At 58.2% G+C, this 12,852-nt stretch carries 13 protein-coding genes; 11 read left to right on the top strand and 2 right to left on the bottom strand.

Going from position 1 to position 12,852, the window contains the following annotated elements:
* Positions 1-215 precede the first annotated feature (215 nt).
* Both trxA and GQR90_RS06500 read left to right on the top strand, forming a co-directional pair.
* Positions 216-539 carry a thioredoxin gene (gene trxA / locus GQR90_RS06505; RefSeq protein WP_158773392.1) on the top strand — a complete coding sequence of 108 codons (324 nt, stop codon included), beginning with the start codon at positions 216-218 and terminating at the stop codon, positions 537-539.
* A 374-nt stretch (positions 540-913) separates the two neighbouring features.
* The gene (locus GQR90_RS06500) at positions 914-1,879 is read left to right on the top strand and encodes an L-dopachrome tautomerase-related protein (protein WP_199269482.1); all 966 of its coding nucleotides are present in this window, start codon (positions 914-916) and stop codon (positions 1,877-1,879) included.
* A 472-nt stretch (positions 1,880-2,351) separates the two neighbouring features.
* Here the strand turns inward: GQR90_RS06500 and GQR90_RS06495 are convergent, their stop codons facing one another.
* Together GQR90_RS06495 and GQR90_RS06490 are read right to left on the bottom strand one after the other, a co-directional pair.
* Positions 2,352-3,611, bottom strand: a complete 1,260-nt coding sequence (locus GQR90_RS06495) for a nuclease-related domain-containing protein (RefSeq protein WP_158773390.1) — start codon at positions 3,609-3,611, stop codon at positions 2,352-2,354.
* Positions 3,612-3,746: 135 nt separating this feature from the next.
* A complete protein-coding gene (locus GQR90_RS06490; protein WP_267902053.1) occupies positions 3,747-4,268 on the bottom strand; it encodes a LysR substrate-binding domain-containing protein in 522 nt (173 codons plus the stop codon).
* A gap of 529 nt (positions 4,269-4,797) precedes the next feature.
* Here GQR90_RS06490 and phnC point away from each other — a divergent pair.
* From phnC to phnK, 9 genes are all read left to right on the top strand, one after another.
* Positions 4,798-5,658: a phosphonate ABC transporter ATP-binding protein gene (gene phnC / locus GQR90_RS06485; protein WP_158773389.1), complete on the top strand. Its 861-nt coding sequence runs from the start codon at positions 4,798-4,800 to the stop codon at positions 5,656-5,658.
* A gap of 121 nt (positions 5,659-5,779) precedes the next feature.
* Positions 5,780-6,835, top strand: coding sequence for a phosphonate ABC transporter substrate-binding protein (phnD, locus tag GQR90_RS06480; protein WP_144727879.1), 1,056 nt, complete (start codon positions 5,780-5,782; stop codon positions 6,833-6,835).
* A gap of 130 nt (positions 6,836-6,965) precedes the next feature.
* Entirely contained in the window at positions 6,966-7,760 is a 795-nt protein-coding gene (gene phnE, locus GQR90_RS06475) for a phosphonate ABC transporter, permease protein PhnE (protein WP_088743516.1), read from the top strand.
* A 90-nt stretch (positions 7,761-7,850) separates the two neighbouring features.
* Entirely contained in the window at positions 7,851-8,708 is an 858-nt protein-coding gene (gene phnF / locus GQR90_RS06470) for a phosphonate metabolism transcriptional regulator PhnF (protein ID WP_158773388.1), read from the top strand.
* The gene (phnG, locus tag GQR90_RS06465) at positions 8,705-9,181 is read left to right on the top strand and encodes a phosphonate C-P lyase system protein PhnG (RefSeq protein WP_158773387.1); all 477 of its coding nucleotides are present in this window, start codon (positions 8,705-8,707) and stop codon (positions 9,179-9,181) included. Before phnF ends, phnG begins: the two co-directional genes overlap by 4 nt.
* 2 nt (positions 9,182-9,183) lie before the next feature.
* Positions 9,184-9,888, top strand: coding sequence for a phosphonate C-P lyase system protein PhnH (phnH, locus tag GQR90_RS06460; protein WP_051510672.1), 705 nt, complete (start codon positions 9,184-9,186; stop codon positions 9,886-9,888).
* Positions 9,888-11,168 carry a carbon-phosphorus lyase complex subunit PhnI gene (locus tag GQR90_RS06455; RefSeq protein ID WP_325064292.1) on the top strand — a complete coding sequence of 427 codons (1,281 nt, stop codon included), beginning with the start codon at positions 9,888-9,890 and terminating at the stop codon, positions 11,166-11,168. Before phnH ends, GQR90_RS06455 begins: the two co-directional genes overlap by 1 nt.
* Entirely contained in the window at positions 11,165-12,025 is an 861-nt protein-coding gene (locus GQR90_RS06450) for an alpha-D-ribose 1-methylphosphonate 5-phosphate C-P-lyase PhnJ (RefSeq protein WP_158773386.1), read from the top strand. The genes GQR90_RS06455 and GQR90_RS06450 overlap by 4 nt, the downstream gene beginning before the upstream one ends.
* Positions 12,022-12,840, top strand: coding sequence for a phosphonate C-P lyase system protein PhnK (gene phnK / locus GQR90_RS06445; RefSeq protein WP_158773385.1), 819 nt, complete (start codon positions 12,022-12,024; stop codon positions 12,838-12,840). Before GQR90_RS06450 ends, phnK begins: the two co-directional genes overlap by 4 nt.
* Positions 12,841-12,852: the final 12 nt, after the last annotated feature.

Genomic DNA, 12,852 nt, shown 5'->3' with positions numbered 1-12,852 from the left:
CAATCATGCGTCAGTCTAATGACACTGCCACGCGACCCCTCTTCCATAGTGATTCAAGGATGCCTGGTTACTGTTGCCTGAATGGCACGCAAATGTTTCCTGCTTAGAGGAGAAACGCGCTTGCGAACCAAAGTCTTACGGCGTTAGTGTGTGCCTATAAAGTGCAGGCAGTACATCACTGAATCACGCATCCTTGCGATGCACAGGAGATATGAATGGCTAATTTCACTCAGGTTATCGACAGCAATTACACGCAGGAAGTCACCGAGAGTGCACAGCCGGTGCTGGTGAAGTTCTGGGCGCCGTGGTGCGGCCCGTGCAAGATGCTTGACCCGATTGTCGAGTCCATCGCCGAAGAGCAAGGTGACGCTCTCAAGGTCGTCGCCATCAACGTCGATGATGCACCGGATCTCGCTGCACAGAACGGTGTTCGTGGTCTACCGACCATTGCGCTGTTCAAGGCAGGCGAGAAGCTCGAAGCCCTGACCGGCGTGCAACCGAAGGAAAACTTCGACGCTATGATCGCGCGCCACGCCTGATCCGCACCGCGCGAAAAAACGCCCTCTTGTAGGGCGTTTTTTTATGTCTTGTTGCTTCCAATAATCCAAAACTTATTGATTTACATGATTTTTTTAGCGCATCGCGCAATGAGGTCTCAGCCCATGGGTCGTAATATTCACTCGAGAATAATTACCCGGCCCTTTCCCTACAGACATGATGGTTTTCCGAACATGAGGTGGCATTGATGCGCGCAGCGGCATTTGGATTCAAGCGGTCAGCCGCACTTCTGGGTAGTCTGGCGGTGTTTGGCAGTCTGTTGACGGGATGTGCCACGGAGCATTCTACATTGCCCCCCACGACCTCCGCCCTCAAGCCAGGGCCTTCTTATGGAGAAATGCGCTCGGTTGCGGTCATGCAGATTCGCCCTGGTAATGTTGCCGTCACACCTGACGGAAAAATATTCGCCACCATTCACCCATTGGATGGCGACCACGATGTACAACTGGTCGAGATCACTGGTCAGAATAGCTACCGTGCCTGGCCCTCACCTGCCTACCAAACGCATGACGGTCGCTATGGCGACGCCACCATCGATTCTCCACTTGGCATCTATCAGGATGGCCATGGTGGCCTATGGATCACTGATATGGGCATGCACCTCGGCAAGACACGCTTGTGGGGCTTCGACACTGCCAGTGGCAAACTGATCACCAAGCTGACCTTGCCAGCCGAAATCGCCCCCAAAGGCAGCTTCATTCAGGACCTCGCCATAGACCGCACGCGCGGTGTGGCCTATCTCGCCGATATTGCTAATCCGGGGTTGATCACGGTCGATCTCAACAGCGGCAAGGCCACCCGTTTCAGCCAACATCCTTCTCTGGAAGCGGAGCCTGACGTTGATATGCGTATCGACGGCAAGTCCGTGCTGTACAACGGCCAACCGGCCAAGATAGGCGCGGACCCGATCACACTCTCAGCAGATGGCAACACGCTGTATTTCGGCGCGATGACAGGTAATAGCTGGTACAGCGTGCCGACAAGACTACTGCGCAAAAATTCCTCCCACGATGCCATCGCCGACGGAATTACACGCGTGGGTGACAAGCCGGTATCCGATGGGGCAGACACTGGCCCTGATGGCACTCATTACTTCACCAATCTCAATCAGCACGGCCTGGATGTGCTGACGCCTGATGGCAAGCTTTCGCCGTTGGTGCGCGATGAGCGATTGGATTGGCCCGATGGTGTGCGCCTGGCTGCCGACGGCTGGCTATACGTGACCGTGAATCAGCTCGACAGCACCCCACCCTTCAATGACGGCCAGGACAGTGGTCAGCCGCCGTACCACATCTATAAGGTGTGGCCCACGGACGACTAAGACCTGATGGCCAGCTCATTCGGCGACCCACTGCGTCGCTACGCTTAAAATGCAAAATGCCTGCATCTTTTGAAAAGGAGCAGGCATTTTTTATCTCGTAAATCGCCAGTAGCCAACGACTGACAGTATTCAACAGCGTTCATGTTTACGAGCAAGAGGAGCCGAGGCACTCTACGTGCGAACCGCGCCTGTCATTGATAAGTTGAGCTTCACGTATGCCCTCCGAGCGACCCCCACCAATATTGATCTACCTACTAGTTTCACTCAGCCACTCGGGAGCAATGCTGTATGGACCCAAAAGCGCGCGATAGTGACTCGATCATATGCGATTCTTTCACTGCCTGAATCAGCACGATCACGACCAGTACTGCTCAACTGCTTAGAACATCAAGCCACAATAGCGAAATAAGCGATCTTAATCTGATCAGGCGAAAGTGGTAACACCAGAGATATAACCCTCTTGTTATGCGGCTCAATTCATCTGTCGAAAGATAACAAACTCGTGTGTACATTCCGGGCAGTGGCCGCGATAGATGACTCCCGCCTTGCTAATTCGCACACTACTGTGACAGCACGCAGGGCACCCCTGCTTCATGGAAGTATTAACACTACAATCACGACATTTAACGTAATAACCAAACTTTCCATAGCACCCCATAAGTGCTTTATCCTGCTTGCACTGACGACAGGAAATCAACACTTCCTGGGTAACAGTAGGGGCAGCGGATAGCTCAGGATCAGGCACCGCAAGCGTTGCCGTCATTTCAGCGGGATGCTCTGTCATGATGGGAGGCACCCCCATCGCATCAGATTCCGAAACAGCCGTAGAGACAACCAAGCACTCATCTCGAGTTTCACCAATACCTTCCAGGCGATCACTGCGCTGCGACTGGTCCAACGGCTGAAAGCGTTGCTCAAGCGATACAGCAGTCTGTTGGACAGGGACTGTAGACTTTGCACCTACAGTTTGCTCTATAGGTACTTCTTTTTGAGCGGCGGATGCCAGCATAGAAGATACCGATTGTTGCTTATCTGTTGATCGGCCAGAAATCTCGTTTCGTACACTCTCGATGGTGTAGGCACGCCGAGATCGGGCATCCTGCTTGAGCAGAAATTCTGTAATACGGGCGTGCTCATCTGCAGAGAATTCCGGTCGCGTATCGAAGATCAAAGTACGCTTCATCTTCGAGCGGGAACCAATCAAATTATTTATCTGATCATGCAGAAACTCAGGTTTGACCACCTGCGCAGATAGTGCCTTTGACATTTCCTCGCGATGCACAATGGCATTGCTTGATAGCGCACAAAGCACCTTCCAGTGCCGGCCGGAAAAACCACCCTGCAGGCCTAATATCTTGCTCATCAATTGAGTACGATTATTGTTCAACAAGCGCTTGAGAATGTCCTGCTGCAACTCCGCCTGACGCAATGGAGACTTAAGCCCCATCCAATTGTCTCTGTAACTACGCTGCCACTCGCCAGTCGCGTTGACTCTCACTTCGCCGCTAATGCTCTTCGATTCAATGATGATGAAGCCAAAGGGGTGCATGATCAGGTGATCAATCTGAGCATTCTCATCTTCATACTTCAGACGCAAATCGTTGAATATCACGACGTCCGACTCATTCCCGAATGCGCGACGCAGGTGAAATGCAACATCTTCCTCCTGTCGATGGCCATACTTGGCACGCTCATCATCGCCGCTATAGGCGTCTTTTTCCTTGGCTATCATTAGCTATTCCCTGAATCCCTATTCACATCCGTGTCAAGAGGCTCTGCAATATAGTAGCAACTAATCACCGAACACACCTTTAATAATACGCTGACAATGGCGATATTCTGGGTGCCAACGCACTTCTCGCAACACTTAAAGCGTTAATCGCGGGCTAATAAAGTCCAGGAACGCGCCAATACGCGGGGACAACGTGCTATTTCGATAGTAAACCGCCTGTACCTGCTCACGAGCATTGGGACTTTGAATCTCTCCGGGCAGCACTTCCACCAGCGCCCCGGACTCGAGGTCATCACCGAGCATGAAACGCGAGATCATGGCGATGCCGTGGCCTGCGAGACACAGATGACGCATGACTTCTCCACTGGTTGTCGGTAGGAACGGTGTCGCCTCAAACCCGTGTGCAGCGCCCTTGAGCGGCCAACGATTCAAGCGACTGGGCGGCATGAAGCCCAGCAGACGGTGAGCCTGCAAGGTGGAGATGCTCGACGGCGCCCCATGCTCGATCAGGTACGCAGGGCTTGCGACCAAGTGCAAGGGCGAACGCCCCAGCACCTGGGCATGCAGCGTGGAGTCATCCAGTTCTCCGATACGAATGGCAACATCGGTACGTTGCTCAAGCAAGTTGATGATGTCATCCGTGGCCGAAAGCTCCAGCGCCTCTTCTGCACTCTCAAGCAGCTACAAACCTTTCCTCACACGTGCGACAAAGCCACGTCCTTCATCCGTCAGTGCCACACTGCGACCTCCTGAAGCTAACGAGCATAAAATTCGCTAGATACTGACGAGCTACCCCATCAGCGTCTACTTAACGAGGTGTCCTTCTCTACCTATCAACATCACTTACTCCCGATGATGGGGAGAGATGTCATTAGTGACAGTGCATGGGTCGATATACCGTGGATCTGAAGCTTCGAGTAAAGCGCAACAATTTCATCCTGCCAGCTAAATCCATAACCTGACAACACGACCAAGAACCTACGACCCCAGATGGCATTTTGATGGCACTGATATGTCATTACTGTTTCGCTAAATAATAAGTTATTGATTTTAAATGAATTGTTATCAGCTACATCTCTTTGTCAGCCAGATGCTGAGCCACGATCATCATCAAACTGACATTGTCTAGACAACTGCCATTCATCTTCTCCCGTCACACTGATGCCATCCCCAGAGGAGAGGCGTCATGAGCATTCCCACGATTACTGTCGAGAGCCTGAACAAGTCTTTCGAACACCGCCAGGTGCTCGACGACGTGAGCTTTCGTGTCATTCCCGGCGAGATGGTGGCCCTTATCGGCCCTTCGGGGTCTGGCAAGTCCACGCTGCTGCGTCACCTGGTTGGCTTGACCTGCGCCAACCGTCACAGCGGTGGGCGCGTCACACTGATGGAACGTGAAATCCAGAGTGCCGGACGACTGCGTCGTGCCCGCCGGAGTGAGCGTTGCCGCACGGGTTATATCTTCCAGCAATTCAACCTGGTCGGCCGCTTGAGCGTCTTGACCAACGTGCTGATCGGCACGCTGGGCAGCATGCCGCGTCTGCGCTCGCTACTGGGCCGCTTCACCGATGAGGAGCGTCAACGCGCCCTCGCCTGCCTGGCACGCGTCGGGCTGGAAGAAATGGTCCATCAGCGGGCCAATACCCTGTCAGGTGGCCAGATGCAGCGCGTCGCCATCGCGCGGGTGTTGATGCAGGACGCCGAGGTAATCCTGGCCGATGAGCCCATCGCCTCGCTTGATCCGCGCAGCGCCCGCGAGGTGATGGAGATTCTGAGTCGTATCCATGCCGAGGATGGTCGTACCGTCGTCATCACACTGCATCAAGTCGATGTCGCCCGCCGCTACTGTCATCGCGCCATTGCACTGAAAGATGGCCGTCTCTACTTCGACGGCGCCATTGGCGAGCTGACGGACGAGCGTCTGCAGGCACTTTATGAAAATGCCGGGCTCGATGAACTCCGCGCGGGTGAGCCTTCGGCAACAACGCCTGCCCTCAGCGCAGTCAAGAACACGGCGCCCCGAAAAGTCGCACCGGCCATGGTGTGAACCAGCACTTCCATGACCAGCACTACTTGTTGACCAGCACTTTTATGGACCAGTCCATCTCAAGACCAGCGCTTCATTCCCCCATTGCTCGATCCACTGCTTGCCTCTTGGAGACTCCCCCATGGCTTTCGCTTCCTTTCGTCGTCTGACCCTTCCGCTGATCGTAGGTCTCGGTCTGGCCGCTGGTGCCCAGTTGGCCGCTGCCGCCGAGACGCTCAAGTTCGGCATCATTTCCACTGAATCGAGCCAGAACCAGCAGCCGCTGTGGAAGCCCTTCCTGGCTGACATGTCAAAGTCCCTCGGCATGAAGGTCGAGCCATTCTTCGCCACGGATTACGCCGCGGTGATTCAAGCCATGCGCTTCAATCAGATCGACATCGCCTGGTACGGCAACAAGTCAGCCATGGAAGCCGTGGATCGTGCCGGTGGTGAAATCTTTGCCCAGACCGTGGCAGAAGGCGGCAAGCAGGGATATTGGAGCCTGATGATCGTCAATCGTGACAGTGATCTACACGACATCGATGACGTATTGAAAAATGCGCCTGACCTGATCTTTGGCAACGGCGATCCGAATTCCACCTCCGGCTATCTGGTCCCGGGCTATTACGTGTTTGCCAAGAACGGAATCGATGCGTCCACCGCTTTCAAACGCACCCTGAATTCCAGCCACGAGACCAACGCGCTGTCAGTCGCCAACAAGCAGGTGGATGTTGCCACCTTCAACAGCGAAGGCATGGAGCGCCTGGAGATCACGGCACCCGAGAAGGCCGCGCAGCTTCGTGTTGTCTGGAAGTCCCCGCTTATCCCCTCTGATCCACTGGTATGGCGCACCAATCTGGCGGAAGACACCAAGACCCACCTGCGTGATTTCTTCCTCAACTATGGCGATAGCCCGGAAGAACAGGCCGTGCTCACGCCGCTGCAGTGGGCCGGATTCGTCAAGTCGGACAACGACCAGCTGCTGCCGATTCGCCAGCTGGCCCTCTTCAAGCAGCGCGCCGAAGTCGCCAAGGACGAGGGTATGTCAGACGACGACCGCAAGGAAAAGCTGGCCGCGCTGGACACACAGCTTGAAGCACTCGACATGCGCATGAAGGAAATCAAGGCGGCTGATACCCAAGCGTCTGACAACAAGACGGCTGATGCCAAGGCTGAGCAAGCAGCCGTCGCGGGCTAAGCATTGCATCCCTGTCAGGCGGGGCGACCCATGAGCGACCCATGAGCGAGAGATGCTCGCTCCGCCTGATCATCACGATGACGACAGCGACTGCCGACACCCGCGGGTGAACGCCTCTGAGAGAGACACGATGAGTACTCCGATCACACATCCTTCCTTGTCCCTGCCGGCACCGCGCCGCTGGACCACCCTGCTGGGTTGGTTCGTGGTCATCAGCGTCCTGAGCTGGGCCTGGCAAGGCGCCGAGATGCGCCCGGGACTGCTGATCGAGAATGCCGACAACATGGCCATTCTCGCCGGCGACTTCTTCCCGCCCACCTGGGGCAATCTCAGCCATTACATCGAGCTGATGCTGATCACGATCCAGATCGCCATCTGGGGCACATTGCTGGCCATCATCGTCGCGGTGCCCTGCAGCCTTTTGTGCTCCGAAAACCTGGTGCCGTGGTGGGTCTATCAACCCATGCGCCGCCTGATGGATGCCTGTCGCGCCATCAATGAGCTGGTCTTTGCCATGTTGTTCGTGGTTGCCGTGGGTCTGGGGCCCTTCGCTGGCACCTTGGCGCTGTTCATCCATACCACGGGCGTACTGGCCAAGCTGTATTCAGAAGCGGTCGAGGCCAGCGATGCCGGCCCCCGAGAAGGTATCCGCGTGACGGGGGCCGGGCGCATCGAGGAAATCATCTTCGGACTGATTCCTCAGGTCCTGCCGCTGTGGATCTCGGTCAGCCTGTATCGATTTGAATCGAACATCCGCTCCGCCACGGTGCTGGGCATGGTCGGGGGCGGAGGTATCGGAGTGGCGCTGTGGGAAACCATGCGTGGCTTTCAGTACGCCGAAACCGCCGCCGTCATGCTGGTCATCATCGTCGCCGTGACCGGACTGGACATGGCCTCACAACGACTGCGCAAACGCTTCATCTAGCGACTGCAGGGAATGATCATCAGATCGCGCCCATTGATCAACAAGGATGAGAAGAGGCCCTGATGCAGGGGTCTTTCTCCAGGAGCTAACATGTCTAGACAAGTCGCCGCTCCCGAGCGTCAGCAATACAATCGTCAGACTGATCGTCAACAACAGCAGCGCCAGCAAGCGCGTCAACAGCCCCAAAGCGAGCCGCGCTATCGCCAGCTCGCCAATGAATTGGCGCATGAGATTCGTCGCCAGCATAGCGCGGGGGACCAGTTGCCCAGCGAGGCCGCTCTGGCCAAGCGCTTCGGCGTCAATCGCCACACCGTGCGCCGCGCGCTCGATGAGCTGGTGGCGGCGGGCATGGTGACGCGCCATCAAGGCTGGGGCACTCAGGTGGTTGATCGCCGCCTGGACTACATGGTCAATGCCGGCAGCAAAGTGACGCACAACCTGGCGGAGCTGGGATTCAACACCGACACCTGTTGCCTGGATCAGGGCTTGCTCCGCCCTCCCGCCGGCATCGCCGCGCGTTTCGGACTGGATGACGATGCATCGTTGCTGTGCGTGGACACTCTGCGCAGCGTCGATGGCGCGCCCTTGCTGCGCCTGCGCCACTGGTTTGATCCCGCGCGCGTGCCGGACTGGTGCGAGCGCTATCGCGGGGGGTCGACACGGGCACTACTCGACCAGCATTACCACCTGCGGTTGTCCCGCGCTCAGGTACGACTGGAAGCCAGCCAGGCCGATCGCGATGACAGCCGTCTGCTGCAGTGCCCGCACCTGTCGCCCTTGATGGTGCTGACCAGTGACAACGTCGATGAGCAACGGCGTCTGGTCGAAGTCTCGGTCAGTCGAGCCCGTGCTGACCGCGTCGCCTATCACTTTGATTTCCCTCATGACCCGAGTCCACGACACGACTCTGGTCTTCATCAGGCTGACCACGACGAAGGCGCATCATGACTCCTGACTCCTCTCTATCAGAGCTCGTCACCCCGGCACAACGTCACCGCGTGCTCGCACTGACACCTCTTGCGCACCTGCGCGAGTGCTGGGCGCGGCTCGACATCACCGTCTCACATCGCTGTGTGCGTGGACCCGACATCGGCATGGCCATGGTCCGGGGCCGCATGGGCGGTTCGGGCAATGCCTTCAATCTCGGTGAGATGACCCTCACCCGCGTCAGTGTCGCGCTCGACGACGGCACGTCCAGTGGCGGCACCCTGGGCCACGGCTGGATAGCCGGGCGAGATCGCGAACATGCCGAACTCATCGCGGTGATCGATGCGTGTGCCCGAGAAGCGCGCTGGTCACGCCAGATCGATGATGCCCTGATTGCCCCGCTGACACAGCGCCTCGCGGCCGAGCATGACGCACAGTCTCAACAAGCCGCAGCGACCCGCGTCGACTTCTTCACTCTGGTTCGAGGGGAATGACCATGCCTCATGCAGCTCAACACGATGTCGCCACCCGCGAATTGCGTCCGCACGACTGGCCAGCGCTCGATGATGCCGTCCACCACAGCCAGCGCCTGTTCCGCCAGCTACTGAGCGCCATGTCAGAGCCGGGGACCGTGCACGACATTCCAGTGTCGTCGATGCCCCAGGGCGTGGCGCTGTCCAGCGCGGCATGGGGGACGCTGCTGGCCCTGTGCGATCTCGAGTCACGCCTCTGGATCGCCGATGAGCTCAACCGTGATGGCCTGGCCGCCGCCATCAGCTTTCACACCGGTGCACGGATCGTGACATGCGCGGACGAGGCCGACTTTGCCCTCGTGACACCGCACAGCTGTCAGCGCATGCCGAATGTCAGTGAAGGCAGCGATACCTACCCTGATCGCAGCACCACCTTGATCGTCGTACTGGCGGCAACGGGTACCTTGAAGTCTGCCGAGGGGTTCCCTCACGCCCCGGCACATGGGCCATTGCCGACTCGAGACTGGCGCCTGAGCGGCCCCGGCATCCGTGACAGCCGTGTGGTGGCGCTGGACGTGAAGGCAGAGGCCCTGATGCAGCGACTGGCCTGCAATCGGGCGCATTTTCCGTTGGGGCTCGATGCCATTCTGACCGCTGATACGCATCTGATCGCCATCCCCCGCAGCACTCAGATCGATGTCGTCACTGCTACCGAGGAGCACGCCTGATGTACGTTGCCGTCAAAGGAGGCGAGCAAGCCATCGCCAATGCGCATCGCTGGATGGCAGACCGCCGTCGTGGTGATCGCAATCAACCCGAAATCGACGTCGAACAGGTCCGCGAACAACTCGGACTCGCGGTCGACCGTGTCATGGCAGAAGCCTCATTGCATGACCCTGACCTTGCGGCACTGGCGCTGAAGCAGGCCAGCGGCGATCTGACCGAAGCCGTCTTCCTGTTGCGCGCCTACCGCACCACCCTGCCGCGTCTAGCTGACAGCGTGCCCCTGCGCACCGCCGACATGCGAGTCGAACGCCGCATCAGCGCCACCTTCAAGGATGTTCCGGGCGGTCAGGTGCTTGGCCCCACCTACGACTACACCCACCGCCTGCTCGACTTTATGCTGCTGGCCGAGGGTGAGTGCCCCGCACCAGCACGCGCCGAGGTCGCGCTAGAGGCCTGTCCTCAGGTTCTCGATAGCCTCGATGCAGAGGGTCTGATCGAGCAGGAAGTCGATGACGGTGCCATGCCCTATGACATCACACGTGATCCACCTGACTTTCCGGTAGACCGCGCAACACGACTACAAATGCTGGCACGCGGTGATGAAGGCTACTTGTTAGCCTTGGGCTATTCCACTCAGCGGGGCTATGGCCGCAACCACCCCTTTAGCGGTGAGATTCGCCAAGGGGCAGTCGAGGTGGAAATCGAGGTAGAGGGCTTCGATGGCCCGTTGTGTATCGGGGAGATCATCATCAGCGAATGCCAGATGATCAATCAATTCGGCGGCAGCCGTGAGAAAGCACCGCAATTCACGCGGGGCTATGGCTTGGCGTTTGGCCGCAATGAGCGCAAGACCATGGCGATGGCGCTGGTCGATCGTTCACTGCGCGCCGAGGAGCTGGGCGAGCCCGTCGAAAGCCCGGCTCAGCAACCAGAGTTCGTACTGGCGCATGCTGACAACGTCGAGGCGTCCGGTTTCGTCTCTCACCTGAAACTGCCTCATTACGTCGACTTTCAGTCCGAGCTTGAGCTGCTGCGTCGCTTGCGCCGTGAGCATGCGGCCCGCGACGGCGGTGGCGGTGGCGGTGGCGGTGGCGGTGGCACTGATGATGAAGTCGAGAGCGCAAGAGCGCACGAGATGGATGCTGGGCTGAAAGATACGACCGCATCAGCTCCGCTGTCTGCGCCCTCTTCAGAACTCCCGTCAGAAAGCTCTTCTGAATCTTCTTCTGCACCTTCTTCTGCACCCTCAGCGCCGCGGCGTTCACAGGAGACCTCGGCATGAACACTTCTGGTCAAGACAGCCAGTACAGCGGCTACAACTTCGCCTACCTGGACGAGCAAACCAAACGCATGATTCGCCGCGCCCTGCTGAAGGCGGTCGCCATCCCGGGGTATCAGGTGCCGTTTGGAGGGCGCGAGATGCCGATGCCGTATGGCTGGGGAACAGGCGGCATGCAGCTGACCGCCAGCATCCTGGGCGCGAATGATGTCCTCAAGGTGATCGATCAGGGTGCCGATGACACGACAAATGCCGTCAGCATTCGCACCTTCTTCGAGCGCGTCGCCCATGTCGAGACGACCACCCGCACCGAAGCCGCCAGCGTGATCCAGACCCGCCATCGCATTCCTGAAAAAGCGCTCTCCAAGGGCCAGATTCTGGTCTATCAGGTGCCGATACCGGAACCGTTGCGCTTCATCGAACCCAGTGAGGAAGAAACTCGTGTCATGCATGCCCTTGAGGAATACGGCGTGATGCACGTGAAGCTTTATGAAGATATCGCTCGCCATGGCCATATCGCGACCACCTACGCCTATCCGGTCAAGGTCGACGAGCGCTATGTGATGGATCCCTCGCCCATCCCCAAGTTCGACAATCCCAAACTCGACATGAGTGACGCCTTGATGCTGTTCGGGGCGGGACGTGAAAAGCGCCTCTACGCCATTCCGCCCTACACCCGCGTCAAGAGTCTCGATTTCGAGGATCACCCCTTCGAGATTCAAGCGTGGGACACGCCCTGTGAACTATGTGGCGCCACGGACAGCTTTCTTGATGAAGTCATCACCGATGATCAGGGCGGACGCATGTTCGTGTGCTCTGACACCGATTACTGCCAGAACCGTCGCGAGGAGGTGGCATGAAACGCCCTCAGCTGAAGCGTCCCGCTCTGCTTGACGCCCGTAACATCACGCGGCTGTATGGCCCTAATCAGGGCTGTCAGGACATCGACTTCACCCTGCATCAGGGCGAAGTGCTGGGCATTGTCGGGGAGTCCGGCTCCGGCAAGTCGACGCTCTTGCGCGTGTTATCAGGCCTGGAAGCACCCGATGAGGGCCAGGTGATCTATCACAGCACTCATCAGGCCAGCGCCGCCGCTGGGAGCGCCACTGAGAGTCTCGATCTCTACGCGATCGGGGAAGCGCGTCGCCGAGCGCTACTGCGCATGGAATGGGGGCTGGTGCATCAGAATCCCCGCGATGGTTTGCGCCTGGGGGTTTCTGCCGGAGCCAATGTCGGTGAGCGCCTGATGGCATTGGGACAACGCCATTACGGGGATCTACGTGCTGCCGGACAGGACTGGATGGAGCGGGTGGAGCTTGACCCGCGCCGTATCGATGATGCGCCACGCACCTTCTCCGGCGGCATGCAGCAGCGCCTGCAGATCGCGCGCACCCTGGTCACTCAGCCGCGACTGGTCTTCATGGATGAACCCACCGGCGGCCTCGATGTGTCCGTGCAGGCACGTCTGCTCGACATGCTGCGTACCCTGACGCGGGAGCTGGGGCTATCCGTCATTCTGGTGACTCATGATCTGGCCGTGGCACGCCTGCTGGCCCATCGATTGATGGTGATGCGCCAAGGCCGTGTCGTGGAGGCCGGCTTGACCGACCAGATCCTCGACGATCCGCAGCACCCCTATACCCAGCTGCTGGTGTCATCGGTGCTGACGCCATGAGCGGAATATTCC

This window comes from Cobetia sp. L2A1 (assembly GCF_009796845.1).
GTDB lineage: Bacteria > Pseudomonadota > Gammaproteobacteria > Pseudomonadales > Halomonadaceae > Cobetia.
This window is presented reverse-complemented; position numbering and strand designations above follow the sequence as displayed.